The 15,245-nt window shown below is 60.6% G+C and carries 11 protein-coding genes; 7 read left to right on the plus strand and 4 right to left on the minus strand.

The genetic code is table 11. From position 1 onward, the window contains the following. Nucleotides 1-51 precede the first annotated feature (51 nt). From HAT86_RS00530 to uvrA, 7 genes are all read left to right on the plus strand, one after another. The gene (locus HAT86_RS00530) at nt 52-3,384 is read left to right on the plus strand and encodes a DUF3971 domain-containing protein (RefSeq protein ID WP_167192637.1); all 3,333 of its coding nucleotides are present in this window, start codon (nt 52-54) and stop codon (nt 3,382-3,384) included. After that, nucleotides 3,381-4,433, plus strand: coding sequence for a tRNA preQ1(34) S-adenosylmethionine ribosyltransferase-isomerase QueA (gene queA, locus HAT86_RS00535; protein ID WP_167192638.1), 1,053 nt, complete (start codon nt 3,381-3,383; stop codon nt 4,431-4,433). Before HAT86_RS00530 ends, queA begins: the two co-directional genes overlap by 4 nt. A gap of 70 nt (nt 4,434-4,503) precedes the next feature. Beyond that, nucleotides 4,504-5,772, plus strand: coding sequence for an MFS transporter (locus HAT86_RS00540; protein WP_167192639.1), 1,269 nt, complete (start codon nt 4,504-4,506; stop codon nt 5,770-5,772). A 126-nt stretch (nt 5,773-5,898) separates the two neighbouring features. Beyond that, complete coding sequence (locus tag HAT86_RS00545) at nt 5,899-6,486, plus strand: DUF924 family protein (protein WP_167192640.1); 588 nt, start codon at nt 5,899-5,901, stop codon at nt 6,484-6,486. A gap of 237 nt (nt 6,487-6,723) precedes the next feature. Further along, the gene (lpdA, locus tag HAT86_RS00550; RefSeq protein WP_167192641.1) at nt 6,724-8,118 is read left to right on the plus strand and encodes a dihydrolipoyl dehydrogenase; all 1,395 of its coding nucleotides are present in this window, start codon (nt 6,724-6,726) and stop codon (nt 8,116-8,118) included. Between the two features lie 141 nt (nt 8,119-8,259). Continuing rightward, entirely contained in the window at nt 8,260-8,817 is a 558-nt protein-coding gene (locus HAT86_RS00555) for a methyltransferase domain-containing protein (RefSeq protein WP_167192642.1), read from the plus strand. Nucleotides 8,818-8,915: 98 nt separating this feature from the next. Then, nucleotides 8,916-11,774 (plus strand): excinuclease ABC subunit UvrA, encoded by a 2,859-nt coding sequence (gene uvrA / locus HAT86_RS00560; protein ID WP_167192643.1) that lies wholly within the window; start codon nt 8,916-8,918, stop codon nt 11,772-11,774. A gap of 67 nt (nt 11,775-11,841) precedes the next feature. Here the strand turns inward: uvrA and HAT86_RS00565 are convergent, their stop codons facing one another. The 4 genes from HAT86_RS00565 to HAT86_RS00580 all read right to left on the minus strand — a co-directional run bounded on the left by HAT86_RS00565 (nt 11,842) and on the right by HAT86_RS00580 (nt 15,179). Then, a complete protein-coding gene (locus HAT86_RS00565; protein ID WP_231125768.1) occupies nt 11,842-12,030 on the minus strand; it encodes a YgaP family membrane protein in 189 nt (62 codons plus the stop codon). An 87-nt stretch (nt 12,031-12,117) separates the two neighbouring features. Further along, a complete protein-coding gene (gene mmsB, locus HAT86_RS00570; protein ID WP_167192645.1) occupies nt 12,118-12,990 on the minus strand; it encodes a 3-hydroxyisobutyrate dehydrogenase in 873 nt (290 codons plus the stop codon). A 3-nt stretch (nt 12,991-12,993) separates the two neighbouring features. Continuing rightward, nucleotides 12,994-14,040, minus strand: a complete 1,047-nt coding sequence (locus HAT86_RS00575; protein ID WP_167192646.1) for a 3-hydroxyisobutyryl-CoA hydrolase — start codon at nt 14,038-14,040, stop codon at nt 12,994-12,996. Then, nucleotides 14,037-15,179: an acyl-CoA dehydrogenase family protein gene (locus HAT86_RS00580; RefSeq protein WP_167192647.1), complete on the minus strand. Its 1,143-nt coding sequence runs from the start codon at nt 15,177-15,179 to the stop codon at nt 14,037-14,039. Before HAT86_RS00580 ends, HAT86_RS00575 begins: the two co-directional genes overlap by 4 nt. Nucleotides 15,180-15,245: the final 66 nt, after the last annotated feature.

The raw sequence follows: 15,245 nt of genomic DNA on the forward strand, positions 1-15,245 counted from the left end.
AAAGGCATCAGGCAGGCGGCGGGCGGTGTTCCGTGTGATTTCTTGGACGAAATGAACGAGCAAGCACAAGATAAAACGCGCAAACCTCTGGCCCGGCGGGTTGGGGTTGCGCTGCTTGGGCTGCTTTTTGTTCTGATGCTGGCAGCCGGGCTGCTTTTGAATTTCGCGGTTGGCCGCGACATTGCCGCGCCGGATTGGCTGCGCGCGCAGATCACCGAAAGGATCAATGCCGATCTGGATGGGCTGTCGATGGGGTTTGGTGATATGGCCATTCTGGTCGACACCGACTGGGTGCCGCGTCTGAGCTTGCGCGATGTGGTGCTGCGCGACGACGCAGGCGCGCCGATGGCCAGTGTGTCACAGGCGCATAGCGAGGTGGCCTTTGGCCCGCTGTTGCGCGGCAATGTGCAGCCTGCGGTGGTAACGCTGTCGGGGGCGCGGCTGACGCTGCGCCGGTCCAAAGATGGTGCGGTGGGCGTCACCGTGGGCGAGGCGCGCCCGACGGTGCAGGACGCTCCCAACATGGCCGCGTTGGTGGGGCAGATGGATGCCATTCTGGAACGTCCGCATTTCGCCGCGTTGCGCCAGATTGAGGCCAACAACCTGACCATTCGCTACGAAGACGCGCGCGCAGGCCGGGCGTGGAGCGTGGATGGCGGGCGGGTCAGTTTGAACCGTGACGGAGAGGATCTGACCCTTCGCGGAGATTTCGCCCTGTTGGGGGATCGAGACTACGCAACCACACTGGCGATAAACTATCAGGGTCGTGTCGGCCACACAGCGGGTGATTTGGGGGTGACCTTCGAAGACATGCCAGCGCGGGATGTCGCGGGACAAACCCCGGCGCTGAGTTGGCTGGCGGCGCTGGATGCCCCGATTTCGGGTGCGATGCGCGTGTCGGTGAATGACAGCGGCGCGTTGTCTGGCTTGTCGGCGACGCTGGATATAGGCGCGGGCGCGGTGCAGCCCAACCCGGCGACCAAGCCGATTTCGTTCACCAAGGCGCAAACCTATTTTTCCTACGACCCTGTGCAGCAGGTGCTACAATTTGATGAAATTGCCGTCGACAGTCAGTGGATGACCGCCCGCATCGAAGGGCGGGCTTATCTGGTTGGTATGGGACAGGGCTGGCCCGACGAATTGTTGGGCCAGTTTCGTGTCACTGCGTTAAGCGCCAATCCTGATGATCTGTACCCCGCGCCGGTGACGCTGGACAGCGCGGTGATGGATATCCGGCTGCGGCTTGACCCGTTCGAAGTAAGCCTTGGGCAAGCGGCGCTGATGGACAAGGCCGAACGAACGGTGGTGTCGGGCACATTGGTCGGCACGGCAGAAGGTTGGCGTGTTGCGCTTGAGGCGCGGCGCGACGGCTTGGGCCTTGTCCGGTTGCTTGAGCTGTGGCCCGAACGCGGTGTCGCCCCAAAGGCGCGGGAATGGGTGGTAAAAAACGTTCGCCACGCGATGCTGCGCGATGTTCAATTCGCCCTGCGGCTTGAGCCGGAACAGGCCAAGCCGGAGTTGTTTTTGGCGTTTGATTACGAGGCGTTGGAAACCCGGTTCATCAAGGATGTGCCGCCGATCACGGCGGCCTCGGGGCACGCGTCGCTGTTTGCCGATCGTTTCGCGATCCGCGCCGACCGTGGCTATGTGAATGCCGCCCAAGGTGGGCGGATCGACATCAGCGGCACCAGTTTCATCATCCCTGACGTGCATATCAAACGCGGCCCGGCGCAGGCGCGAATGCGCATCGACAGCACGGTGACGGCGGCGTTGTCGCTGCTGGATGAAAAGCCGTTTCGGTTCATGACCAAGGCGGGCCAGCCTGTCACGTTGGCGGATGGCCGCGCAGATTTGGCCGGGCGGCTGGTTTTCCTGCTCAAGCCCAATTTGACGCCGGATGAAGTGGCCTTTGATGTCGGCGGCACGCTGCGTGATCTGCGCAGCGAAACTTTGGTGCAGGGCCGGGTATTGGCCGCGCCCGAGATGACCGTGCGCGCCGACAATGCGGCGATCCGCGTCGAAGGGGCGGGCCGGATCGGCCGTGTGCCGTTTGACGCCCGTTGGCAAAGCCCGCTTGGTCCCGATGATGACGGGCAAGGCCGCAGCACCGTGACCGGCTCGATCGAAGTGTCTGACCGGTTTTTGGATGAATTCATGATTGGTTTGCCGCCCGGCAGCCTCAGCGGCGCGGGGCGTGCCCAGATCGAGATTGACTTGCGCCGCGATGCCCCGGCGCAATTTTCCCTGCGGTCGGATCTGGCCGGGGTCGGGTTGTCGGCACCGGCATTGGGCTGGGGCTTTGGGCAACGCGCGCGCGGCAGCCTTGAGGTGACAGGCCAGTTGGGCCAGCCGCCGCGCATTGACCTTTTGGCGTTGGATGCGGGCGGTTTGCAGGCGCAGGGCGTGGTGCGGTTGAATGATGACGGCACGTTGGAGCGCGCCAGTTTTGACCGGGTGCGACTGGACGAGTGGCTCAGTGCGCCGGTCGAACTGGTCGGCCGCGGGGCGGGGCAGGTGCCACAGGTGCGGGTCAGCGGTGGCGTTATTGACCTGCGCAAAAGTCGCTTTGGCCCATCCGCGGGGGGGCAGAGCGGCGGCGGCCAAGGGGCTGCCCAGCGGGCCGGGCCGGTGTCGCTGGTGCTGGACCGGCTCCAGATTTCGGACGGGATCGCCTTGACCAACCTGCGCGCCGATTTCGACATGAGCCAAGGCACCAGCGGCAATTTCACCGGGCGGGTGAATGGCGGGCCTCAGGTGCAGGGCACGATCACGCCTGCCGCCGGGAATAGCGCGATTCGCATCCTGTCCACCGATGCGGGCGGCGTGATGGCAGCAGCCGGACTGTTGAAACAGGCCCGCGAGGGCCGGATGGATCTGGCGCTGGTGCCGACCGGGGAAACCGGGGTTTACGAAGGCCAATTGACGGTGCGCGATGTCAGGCTAAAGGACGCCCCGGCCATGGCTGAACTGCTGAATGCGATGAGCGTGGTCGGCCTGTTGGAGCAACTGGACGGCGAGGGCATCCACTTTACCGAGGTTCTGGCCCGGTTTCGTTTGACACCCGACCGTTTGACCCTGCTGTCAGGGAGTGCGACCGGCGCGTCGATGGGGATTTCGATGGATGGATATTATCATCTTGGCAGCAAGCGCATGGATATGCAGGGCGTCGTTTCACCATTTTTTATGCTCAATGCCATGGGCGGGCTGTTCACACGGCGCGGCGAAGGGTTGGTTGGCATGAATTATACCCTACGCGGCGCAGCGGCTGCGCCGGATGTTGATGTTAATCCTTTATCCGTGCTGACACCGGGTGTATTCCGCCGCCTGTTCCGCCGCCCGCCACCCGGCGAAGCAGCGCCGAGGCTTGAGGAGAACCGCCCGTGAAGTTGAGCGATTTTGATTTTGATCTGCCAGACGAGTTGATTGCCACGCGGCCTGCGCGGCCGCGCTCTTCGGCGCGGCTTTTGGTGGCGCAGGGCGATGCCATTCATGACGCGATTGTGCGCGATTTGGGCGATTGGCTGCGCCCCGGTGATCGGCTGGTGCTGAACGATACCGCCGTGATTCCTGCCCGGCTGAGCGGTGCGCGCCACCGCCATGGCCCGCAAGGCGAGACCGTTGCGAAGATGGAGGTGACCTTGCTGGAGCCGGGGGCCGATGGCACGTGGCAGGCGATGGTCAAACCCTTGAAAAAGCTGCAACCGGGTGATGTTGTCCAATTTGCCGCCGGCTTGCAGGCCGAACTTCTGGCCAAGCACGAGGGGCAGGCAAAACTGCAGTTCAACCTTGAAGGCGCGGCATTTGATGCGGCCTTGGCACAGGCCGGTGCGATGCCCTTGCCGCCATACATTGCCGCCCGGCGCGCGGCGGACGAGCAGGACAAAACCGACTATCAAACCGTTTGGGCCCGCACCCCCGGCGCGGTGGCCGCGCCGACCGCGTCCTTGCATTTCGACGAGGGGCTGCTGGCGGCGCTGCGCGATATCGGCGTGGCCTTCAGCCATGTCACGCTGCATGTGGGGGCGGGCACGTTCCTGCCTGTGAAGGTCGAGGATGTGACCACCCACAAGATGCATGCCGAATGGGGCGTCGTCAGCCAACAAGCCGCCGACGAGATTGCCACAACCAAGGCCGCCGGGGGCCGGGTTATACCGGTGGGCACCACCGCCCTGCGCCTGATCGAAAGCGCCGCGCGCGAGACCGGTCAGATCGCACCGTGGGAGGGTGAGACGGATATTTTCATCTATCCCGGTTTTCAATTCCGCGTGACCGATGCGCTGATGACCAATTTTCACTTGCCGAAATCGACGCTTATGATGCTGGTCAGCGCCTTGATGGGCGTTGATCGGGTGGGCAATATCTATGCGCATGCGGTGGAAGAACGGTATCGCTTCTTTTCATACGGGGATGCTTCGTTGTTGATCCCCGGCTGATTTGCTGGCACGCCAAGGGTAGCAGAGGTTTGGGCGCAAGCTGGCGCTGGTTTCGACAAGGTGAAACGCGATGATCAAGGTGCTTTCGGGCGCATGGGCGCTGTTGCTGGGCATGATGCTGTTGCAAGTTGGCAATGGCATGCAAGGCACGCTTTTGGGTATTCGCGGCGCGCTTGAGGGGTTTTCCACCTTCGATATGTCGTTGGTCATGGCGGGGTATTTCGTGGGCTTCCTGTTCGGCTCGCGGATGGCGCCCGAGATGATCCGCCGCGTCGGGCATGTGCGGGTGTTCGCGGCGTTGGCATCTTTGATCTCGGCGGTGATGATTCTTTACCCGACGCTGACCCATCCCATCCCGTGGGGGCTTGGGCGCATTCTGATCGGGTTTTGCTTTTCCGGGGTGTATGTCACGGCCGAAAGCTGGCTGAACAATTCCTCTACCAATGAGACCCGTGGTCAGGCGCTGTCGCTTTACATGATCGTGCAGATGGCTGGAATCGTCAGCGCACAGGGGCTGTTGCTGGTGGGCGATCCGGGCGGGTTCATCCTGTTTATTATCCCATCGGTTCTGGTCTCGCTGTCCTTTGCGCCGATTTTGCTGTCGATCAGCCCAACACCGGCCTTTGGAACCGCCAAGCCGATGACATTACGGCAAATCCTTGAAACGTCACCCTTGGGCTGCGTTGGTATGTTTTTGCTGGGGGGTGTCTTTTCGGCCCAATTCGGCATGGCTGCGGTGTTTGGCGCCGAAGCCGGGTTGAGCGTGCAGCAAATCTCGATGTTCGTGTCCAGCTTTTTCGTTGGCGCATTGGTGTTGCAATACCCGATCGGATGGCTGTCGGATCGGATGGACCGCCGGGTTCTGATCTTTTCAGCCGCATTGATCTGTGGGATCGGCGGTGTGATCGGGTTTATGCTGATTGATTTTTTCGCAATGCTGTTGATCGCAGGCGTTCTGGTTGGGGGCATGTCTAACCCGCTTTATTCGCTGCTGATCGCCTACACCAACGACTTTTTGGAGCATGACGATATGGCCGCCGCAGCCGGTGGCATGGTGTTCATCAACGGCTTGGGCGCGGTGGCCGGGCCGTTGATCACCGGGTGGTTTATGGGTCTTGTGGGCCCGCGTGGGTTTTTCCTGTTCATCGCTGGCTTGATGCTGACGATGGCCGCCTATGCCGCTTACCGGATGACACAACGCGCCGCGCCGTCGGTGGAAGATACCGAAAGCTATGCGCCGATCATCGCCTCGGCGTCGCCGGTGGCGGTGGAATTCGCACAGGAATATGCGATTGAGACCGCCCAAGATGAGCAGGACGCCGCTGATCAGACGCCGTGACCGGGGGTGATTGCGCTAACCTCAATAAAATGTCGGATTTGTAGTAATAAGTGACTGTCATTTAATCTAAATGTGCAGTTAACATTTTTGTAACAGGTTTGTGCGCAGTGGCAGGGAGGTTCGCCCATGATCGCACCACAAGAGGTTTTGAGTTTTTGGTTGGACGAGGTTGGCCCAAAGCGGTGGTATGCCGTCTCGGACGACTTGGACAGCGCGATACGCGACCGGTTCGAGGAGGCGTGGCGCGAGGCGTGCGAGGGCAGTTGCGCCCTGTGGCTGACCTATCCATCCGGCACATTGGCATATATCATTTTGATGGACCAATTCCCGCGCAATATGTTCCGGGGACAGGGCAAAGCCTTTGCCAGTGACCGGGCCGCACTGGCCGCAGCCAAGGCTGCTGTTCATCGCAAGTGGGATTTGCGCATTGATGAACCGGCCCGGCAGTTTTTCTATCTGCCGCTTATGCATTCCGAAAACCTGTGCGATCAGGAACAGTGCATCCGCCTGATCTGTGAGCGTATGCCCGAGACCGGGGCCGATAGCCTGCTGCACGCCCGCGCGCACCGCGAGGTCATCCGCAAGTTCGGCCGCTTTCCGTATCGCAATACCGCCTTGGCCCGCGCGACCACAGCAGCCGAGCAAACCTATGTCGACAATGGCGGCTATGGGTCCACCCTGAGGAAATTGCAGGCGGCGGCTGAGGCGGCCTGATCCATGCCGCGTTGGCAGCAGATTGCCTGCGCCATCTATCCGGTCCAAGCACTGGCCGACACCAACCGCTGCGCCCAAGGCGCGGCGGTTTTTCGTGGCAACCCGCAAAAAAAGAGTTGCCGCGTGTCAACGGGTTGGGCGCCTGTGTGCGGTGTTTGAGCGGGCACGCAACAAGCTGCGTTGTGAATTGGTTAGAGATAGTTTAGTATCAAACTAAATTTGCAGACGGAGATGGGAATGGCCGCGAAAAGCTTTGACATGATCGTGATTGGTGCCGGACCGGGGGGCTATGTAGCCGCGATCCGGGGCGCGCAACTGGGGCTGAACGTGGCCGTGGTCGAGCGTGAGCATATGGGCGGTATCTGCCTGAACTGGGGCTGTATCCCGACCAAGGCGATGCTGCGCAGCTCGGAAGTGTTTCACCTGATGCATCGCGCGGCCGAGTTCGGCCTGAAGGCGGACAAGATCGATTATGATCTGGACGCGGTTGTCAAACGCTCGCGCGGGGTGGCCAAACAACTCAATTCTGGCGTTGGCCATTTGTTGAAGAAAAACAAGGTTACGACCATCATGGGCGAGGCGACGGTGCCTGCCAAGGGCAAGGTGAGCGTCAAGACCGAGAAGGGCACCGAGGACCTGACGGCCAAGCATATTGTGCTGGCCACCGGCGCACGCGCGCGCGAACTGCCCGGGCTGGAGGCCGATGGTGAACGGGTCTGGACCTACAAGCACGCCTTGGTGCCGCCGCATATGCCGAAAAAGCTGCTGGTCATCGGCTCGGGTGCGATTGGGATCGAATTTGCAAGCTTTTACAACACGTTAGGCGCAGATACGACCGTGGTTGAGGTGATGGACCGGATCCTTCCGGTCGAAGATGCCGAGATTGCGGGCATGGCCAAGAAAGCCTTTGAGAAACAGGGCATGAAGATCATGGAAAAAGCCATGGTCAAGCAATTGGATCGTGCCAAGGACAAGGTGACCGCCCATATCGAAACCGGCGGCAAAGTGGAAAAACACGCGTTCGACGCGGTGATTTCTGCGGTTGGCATCGTCGGCAACACCGAAGGGCTTGGACTGGAAGAGCTGGGTGTCACAGTGGACCGGACCCATGTGGTGACCGATGAATACTGCCGCACGGGCGTCGAGGGCGTGTATGCCATCGGTGATCTGGCTGGGGCACCGTGGCTGGCGCATAAGGCCAGCCACGAAGGCGTCATGGTGGCTGACATGATCGCCGGGCAAAAGGCGCATCCGGTCAAACCCGAAAGCATCGCAGGCTGCACCTATTGTCATCCGCAGATCGCCAGCGTCGGGATGACCGAGGCGCAGGCCAAGGAGGCTGGGTACAAGATCAAGGTGGGCCGCTTCCCGTTTATCGGCAATGGCAAGGCCATCGCACTTGGCGAGCCCGAGGGCATGGTGAAAACCCTGTTCGACGAGAAAACCGGCGAATTGCTGGGCGCGCATATGATCGGCGCCGAAGTGACCGAGCTTATTCAGGGCTATGTGGTGGGCCGTCAATTGGAGACCACCGAGGAAGACCTGATGCAGGCCGTGTTCCCGCATCCGACGCTGAGCGAGATGATGCACGAATCGGTTTTGGATGCGTTTGACCGGGTTATTCATATCTGAGCGGTGCAGATGGGGGCGCTGCCCCCGTCGCCGCAGGCGGCGACTCCCCCGGAGTATTTTTGGAACAATGAAGGGCAGGGTGATCTTGCCGTTTACGTCCTTACATGCAGTATGAGGGCCGCAAAGCGTAAGGGGTCAGCCATGCCAAGTGTGAACCGGGTTGTGATGCAGCGCACGACGCGCCGATGGTTGGAGGCCCTACCGCTGGCGCAGATGGATGTGGCCGAGGTGTCGGGCAAATTCGGGCGGCGGTTCGCGTTCCGCAGCTATGAGCGGTTTCGCTATCCCAAATACGATGTCTGCGCCGGGCCGTATCGCGGACGGGATGGTGAGATCTTCAACTTTGATCTGATTTTGGCCAATCAGGTGTGGGAGCATCTGGACCGGCCCTATACCGCCACGCGCAACGTGTTAGAGATGCTGCGGCCGGGCGGGTATTTTTGGGTCGCGGTGCCGTTCTTCATTCCCTATCATGGCGACCCGGTGGATTGTTCGCGGTGGAGCGCGCGGGGCTTGAAGAACCTGTTGATCGAAGCGGGCTTTGACGAGGACAAGATCAAGGCGCGTCAGTGGGGCAATCGGGCGGCTGCGTTGCGCAATTTCGAAACGCCGTGGCCGCCCGCCTATGAGCGCGGCCGCGACGATCTGACCGATGAGCCGGACTTTCCGATCTGTTCGTGGGCGCTGGCGCAAAAATAAGTCGTGGCTGTCATAGGTGTTCCTTAATTGTTCGCAGAAAATTCTTGGAACCCGCCGCGCGCGCCACTATCTGTGAACCACCGTTGACGGGGGACCCTATGGCCGAGTTGAAGCATATCGAGGTGCGTGGCGCACGCGAGCACAACCTCAAGAGCATTGACGTGGATATTCCGCGCAATGAACTGGTGGTGATCACCGGGCTGAGCGGCTCGGGCAAGTCGTCGCTGGCGTTCGATACGATTTATGCTGAAGGGCAGCGGCGCTATGTCGAAAGCCTGTCGGCCTATGCGCGGCAGTTTCTGGATATGATGGAAAAGCCCGATGTGGACCACATCAGCGGGCTGAGCCCGGCGATTTCCATTGAACAGAAAACCACCAGCAAGAACCCGCGATCGACCGTGGGCACTGTGACCGAGATTTATGACTACATGCGTCTGTTGTTCGCCCGTGTCGGCACGCCATTTTCCCCCGCCACGGGGCTGCCCATTGAGGCCCAGCAGGTGCAGGACATGGCCGACCGGGTGATGGCCATGGAGGAGGGCACGCGCGCCTATTTGCTGGCCCCCATCGTGCGCGACCGCAAGGGCGAGTATCGCAAAGAAATGCTGGAACTGCGCAAGCAGGGCTTTCAGCGCATCAAGGTCGACGGGAATTTTCATGATCTGGATGATCCGCCGACGCTGGACAAGAAATACCGCCATGACATCGACGTTGTCGTGGATCGTCTGGTGGTGAAAGAGGGGATTGAGACCCGGCTAGCCGACAGTTTCCGCACCGCGCTGGATTTGGCTGACGGGATTGCTATCCTGGAAACCGCACCCAAAGAGGGCGAGCCGGAGCGCATCACATTTTCCGAGAAATTTGCCTGCCCGGTCAGCGGGTTTACCATCCCCGAGATCGAGCCGCGATTGTTCTCGTTCAACGCCCCCTTTGGGGCCTGCCCGGATTGTGACGGGTTGGGTGTGGAATTGTTCTTTGACGAGCAACTTGTCGTGCCGGATGCGACGTTGAAGATCAGTGACGGGGCGATTGCGCCGTGGCGGAAGGGCAAATCGCCGTATTTCCTGCAAACCATCGAATCGCTGGCCAAGCATTACGAATTTGACAAGAAAAGCCCGTGGAAAGACCTGCCCAAGCATGTGCAGCAGGTGTTCCTCTATGGCTCGGGTGACGAGGAAATACCGTTTCGCTATGACGAAGGCGGGCGTGTTTATAACGTGACGCGCAGTTTTGAGGGGGTGATCCCCAACATGGAGCGGCGGTATCGCGAGACGGACAGCAACTGGATCCGCGAGGAGTTCGAGCGGTATCAGAACAACCGTTCCTGTGGCACCTGTGGCGGGTATCGTTTGCGCGAAGAGGCGTTGGCCGTGCGCATCGACGGGTTGCATATCGGCCAAGTGGTGCAGATGTCGATCCGCGAGGCCTATGAGTGGTGCGGCGGTGTGCCCGAGGCGCTGACCAAGCAAAAAAACGAGATCGCGCGCGCCATCCTGAAAGAAATCCGCGAGCGTTTGGGCTTTTTGAACAATGTCGGGCTGGAATACCTGACGCTGAGCCGCAATGCCGGGACGTTGTCGGGCGGGGAAAGCCAACGCATACGGCTTGCCAGCCAGATCGGCAGCGGGTTGACCGGGGTGTTGTATGTGCTGGATGAACCCAGCATCGGGCTGCATCAGCGCGACAATGACCGGTTGCTGACCACGCTGCAAAACCTACGCGATCAGGGCAATACGGTGATCGTGGTTGAGCATGACGAAGAGGCGATCCGCACCGCCGATTATGTCTATGATATTGGCCCCGGCGCGGGTGTGCATGGCGGGCAGGTGGTCAGCCACGGCACGCCCGAGCAGATCATAGCCGATCCGGCCTCGATCACCGGGCAATACCTGTCCGGCGCGCGCGAGATCGCCATCCCGCCCAAGCGGCGCAAGGGCAACGGCAAGGCGCTGAGCGTGGTCAAGGCCACCGGCAACAACCTGAAAAACGTGACGGCCAAGTTCCCCTTGGGCAAGTTCGTCTGCGTGACCGGCGTGTCGGGCGGCGGCAAATCTACATTGACCATCGAAACCCTGTTCAAGACTGCATCGATGCGGCTGAACGGGGCCCGCCAGACGCCGGCCCCCTGTGAGACGATCAAGGGGCTTGAGCATCTGGACAAGGTGATCGACATTGACCAGCGGCCTATCGGGCGCACGCCACGTTCAAACCCGGCGACCTATACCGGGGCGTTCACCCCGATCCGTGACTGGTTTGCCGGGCTCCCCGAGGCCAAGGCGCGCGGCTATAAACCGGGGCGGTTTTCCTTCAACGTCAAAGGTGGGCGGTGTGAGGCCTGTCAGGGTGACGGTGTCATCAAGATCGAGATGCACTTTTTGCCCGATGTCTATGTGACCTGCGAAACCTGCAACGGCGCGCGCTATAACCGCGAGACTTTGGACATCCAGTGGAAGGGCAAAAGCATTGCCGATGTGCTGGATATGACGGTGGAGGATGCGCAGGAGTTCTTTAAGGCGGTGCCCAGCATCCGTGACAAGATGGATGCACTGGCGCGGGTTGGTCTGGGGTATATCAAGGTTGGCCAGCAGGCGACAACGCTATCAGGCGGCGAGGCGCAGCGCGTCAAGCTGTCCAAGGAGTTGGCTAAGCGATCCACCGGGCGAACGCTGTATATTTTGGACGAGCCGACGACGGGCTTGCATTTCGAGGACGTCAAGAAACTGCTGGAAGTGCTGCACGAACTGGTTGAGGCTGGCAATACCGTTGTGGTGATCGAGCATAATTTGGACGTGGTCAAAACCGCCGATCATATCATCGACATCGGCCCCGAAGGCGGTGATGGCGGTGGCGAAATCGTGGCCGAGGGCACGCCGGAAAAGGTGGCCGAGGTCGAGCGCAGTCATACCGGCCGCTACCTGAAAGAGATGCTTTTGGCGCGCAAGGTGGCGGCGGAATAAGCTGGTCTGCCTGATGGTCGGATATGGAAAAGGCCGCCCTGTCGCGCGGCCTTTTATGGTGTGTTGCTCAGGACTTTTTGCAGGTGTTGATCCCAAGCAATGCATAGGGCGGGCATGACCCCATGGCGGCGGTGACCAAAAGCACCGCGCCGACGATCCCCGCGACCCAAGCCCATGTGCCCGCCAGCGATGTGAAGGCCAAGATCAACAGTACGATCCCAACAATTGCCCGAATTGCACGATCAGCGTTTCCCATATTCTTTGCAAACATGCGGTTTCTCCCAAAAAGGTTTATCTAGCGCGCATGTTAACAATAAATCGGGATTCGGGAATATGATGCAGATCAACCGCGCACGCGTTTTTCAAAGCGGGGCAACATGGCGCTGAAGTCACGGCCATTTCCATCTTCCTCTTCGACGAATTGTGCATAAAGCTTCATCGCCGCTTCGCCAATTGGGGTGTCGGCATCTGCCGAACTGGCGGCTTCTTGGGCAAGGCGCAAATCCTTGAGCATCAATTCGGCGGCGAAGCCGGGTTGATACCCGTTGTCGGCGGGGCTGGTGGGGCCCACGCCGGGGGCAGGGCAGTAGGTGTTCATCGACCACGATTGCCCCGAGGATGTGCTGACCACATCGAACATCGCCTGCCGATCAAGGCCCAGCTTGTCGGCCAAGGCAAATGCCTCGCAGGTGACGATCATGGTGGCGCCAAGGATCATGTTGTTGCAAATCTTGGCGGCTTGCCCGTTGCCGGAGGGGCCGCAGTGGACGGCTTTTTGCCCCATGATATCAAACAGGTCTCGGGCGGTATCAAAGCCTGCCTCGTCGCCGCCGACCATGAAGGTCAGCGTGCCGTTCTGCGCCCCACCAACGCCACCCGACACCGGCGCATCCAAGGCCGAAAGGCCTGCAGCCTGCGCCTGTTCGGCCACCGCGCGGGCGCTGTCCACATCCACGGTCGAGCAATCCAGAAGCACCGCACCCTTGTCCATCACAGGGACTACCTGATCGGCGACGCTGCGCAGGATCTGCCCGTTGGGCAGCATCGTGATCACCACCTCTGCGCCTTGTGCGGCCTCCTCGGCGCTGTTGGCGGGGGTGACGCCCTCAATCGTGACGTCGGCGGCATCGAAACCGGTGACATCATGGCCAGCCTTGGCCAGGTTGGCGGCCATCGGCCCGCCCATGTTGCCCAATCCGATAAATCCGATTTTCATGGCTTATCCTTCCTTGTCGAATGTCAGTGCGTCGGCGCCAAGCGGGTCCAGCATCTGGTTCACGGCCATGTCGGGCAGGGCGATAAGCTCGTGCTGCCATTTGGGCTGACGATCCTTGTCGATGATCTGGGCGCGGACGCCTTCAAGGAAATCCCCCTGTTCCATCGCCCGATGCGTGAACCGGTATTCAAGGTCCAGTGCGTCGCGGATATCGGCGGTGGCATCGCGCAGACGGTGGATCATTTCAACGGTGCAGGCCATGGAAAGCGGCGCGTTGCGGCGTATGGCCTTGAGCGCGCTTGCCGCAACGTCGCCCGCATCGGCCTCAAGTGCTGTCACGATGTCCGACAGGTGCTTGCCGTTGAACAGGGCGTCAATGTCGTGCTGTTGAGCCGCCAACGGGCTATCGGGGGCCGGTGCGGCAGAGGTTTCGATCAACTTTGCATCGCCTGTGTCGATCAGTTGGGCTTTCAGTTCGTCCCACGCCTCCTGGGGCAGGTAGTGATCGGCAAAGCCTGCGTGAATGGCATCGCCCGGCCCCATGCGCGCGCCCGTCAGGCCCAGATACTCGCCCATCCGACCCGGCGCGCGGGTCAGCAAAAGCGAACCGCCCACATCAGGCACCAGCCCGATTGAGCATTCGGGCATGGCGATCTGGCTGCTGTCGCAGACAATTCGGTGACTGCCGTGACAGCCCATGCCAACCCCGCCGCCCATGGTAAAGCCCTGTAGGAAGGCGACATAGGGTTTGGGATACTCAGCGATTTTCGCGTTCAGGCGGTATTCGTCACGCCAAAAGCGGCGGCCATAGGTGAAATCCCCGGCGCGGCCTGCTTCGTAGAGCTTTTGAATGTCGCCGCCGGCGCAAAAGGCCTTGTCGCCTTCGGCGTCGATTATGATCAGGTCAATGTCGTCATCCGTGGCCCAATTGTCCAACGCATCCTCAATGGCAAGGCACATGTCGTAGCCAAGCGCGTTTAGCGCCTTCGGGCGCGTCAGCGTGATGCGCCCGGCGCGGCCGTCTTTGCGTATGTTGATGTCGTCGGTCATCGGTCGGCCAGCATCTGACGCGCCACGATCAGGCGCATGATTTCATTGGTCCCTTCAAGGATTTCATGCACGCGCAGATCGCGCACCAGTTTCTCGATCCCGTAATCGGCAAGGTAGCCATAGCCCCCATGCAGTTGCAGGCACTGATTGACGATGCGGCTGCCCGCTTCGGTCACGAATTTCTTGGCCATGGCGCAGAACTTGGTGGCGTCAGGCGCGCCTGTATCCAGTTTCCACGCGGCTTGGCGCAAAAAGGTGCGCGCGGCCTGAAGTTCGATCTCAAGATCAGCCAGCCTGAATTGCAGCGCTTGGAATTGGTCGATGGGTTTGCCAAAGGCCTTGCGGTCGCCCATATACCCAAGCGTCATGGTTAGCGCCTGTTGCGCGGCCCCAAGCGAACAGGCGGCGATATTCAAACGCCCGCCATCAAGGCCCGACATCGCATATGTGAAACCTTTGCCCTCTTCGCCAAGCAGATTGTTGGCAGAAATGTTGCAATTGTCGAACTGAACCTGTGCCGTCGGTTGACTGCGCCAGCCCATTTTATCCTCTAGCCCGCCAAAGCTGAGGCCCTCGGTGCCGTCTTCGACATAGACGGTCGAGATGCCCTTGGGCCCGTCTTCGCCGGTGCGGACCATGACAACATACGCGTCGGAATACCCGCCCCCTGAGATGAACGCCTTGGTGCCGTTCAGGGTATAGCCTTCGTTGGTGCGTTCGGCGCGGGTTTTCAGCGCCGCCGCGTCCGAGCCCGAGCCGGGTTCGGTCAGGCAGTAGGACAGAACGGTCTTCATCGACAGCACGTCAGGCATGACGCGGGCCTTCATTTCGTCACTGGCGAAGGTGTCGATCATCTTGGCGCACATGTTGTGGATTGAAAGGAAGGCCGCGACCGACGGGCAGGCCATCGACAAAGCCTCGAACACCAGCGTCGCATCCAGCCGGGACAGCCCCGAACCGCCACCGTCCTCAGAGACATACAACCCGCCAAATCCCAATTCGGCGATTTGCGGCCACAGCTCTTTTGGGATGGTGCCATCGCGTTCCCATTGTTGCGCATGGGGCGCAATGTTGTCCTGCCCAAAGGCATGGGCCATGTCGAAAATGGCGGTTTGTTCCTCTGTCAGGGCAAAATCCATGACCTGGCCTCCTCCCAAGTTGAATTGAACATGCGTTTAATTACCAATTCTTGCAGGAGTATTGCA

Source organism: Roseovarius gahaiensis, assembly GCF_011601345.1.
GTDB classification, from domain to species: domain Bacteria; phylum Pseudomonadota; class Alphaproteobacteria; order Rhodobacterales; family Rhodobacteraceae; genus Roseovarius; species Roseovarius gahaiensis.

What these genes read in the sequence shown, in the direction of transcription:
- HAT86_RS00530 (WP_167192637.1), top strand. Translation starts at nt 52, where the DNA reads ATGAACGAGCAAGCACAAGATAAAACGCGCAAACCTCTGGCCCGGCGG.
- HAT86_RS00540 (WP_167192639.1), top strand. Translation starts at nt 4,504, where the DNA reads ATGATCAAGGTGCTTTCGGGCGCATGGGCGCTGTTGCTGGGCATGATG.
- HAT86_RS00545 (WP_167192640.1), top strand. Translation starts at nt 5,899, where the DNA reads ATGATCGCACCACAAGAGGTTTTGAGTTTTTGGTTGGACGAGGTTGGC.
- lpdA (WP_167192641.1), top strand. Translation starts at nt 6,724, where the DNA reads ATGGCCGCGAAAAGCTTTGACATGATCGTGATTGGTGCCGGACCGGGG.
- HAT86_RS00555 (WP_167192642.1), top strand. Translation starts at nt 8,260, where the DNA reads ATGCCAAGTGTGAACCGGGTTGTGATGCAGCGCACGACGCGCCGATGG.
- uvrA (WP_167192643.1), top strand. Translation starts at nt 8,916, where the DNA reads ATGGCCGAGTTGAAGCATATCGAGGTGCGTGGCGCACGCGAGCACAAC.
- HAT86_RS00565 (WP_231125768.1), bottom strand. Translation starts at nt 12,030, where the DNA reads ATGGGAAACGCTGATCGTGCAATTCGGGCAATTGTTGGGATCGTACTG.
- mmsB (WP_167192645.1), bottom strand. Translation starts at nt 12,990, where the DNA reads ATGAAAATCGGATTTATCGGATTGGGCAACATGGGCGGGCCGATGGCC.
- HAT86_RS00575 (WP_167192646.1), bottom strand. Translation starts at nt 14,040, where the DNA reads ATGACCGACGACATCAACATACGCAAAGACGGCCGCGCCGGGCGCATC.
- HAT86_RS00580 (WP_167192647.1), bottom strand. Translation starts at nt 15,179, where the DNA reads ATGGATTTTGCCCTGACAGAGGAACAAACCGCCATTTTCGACATGGCC.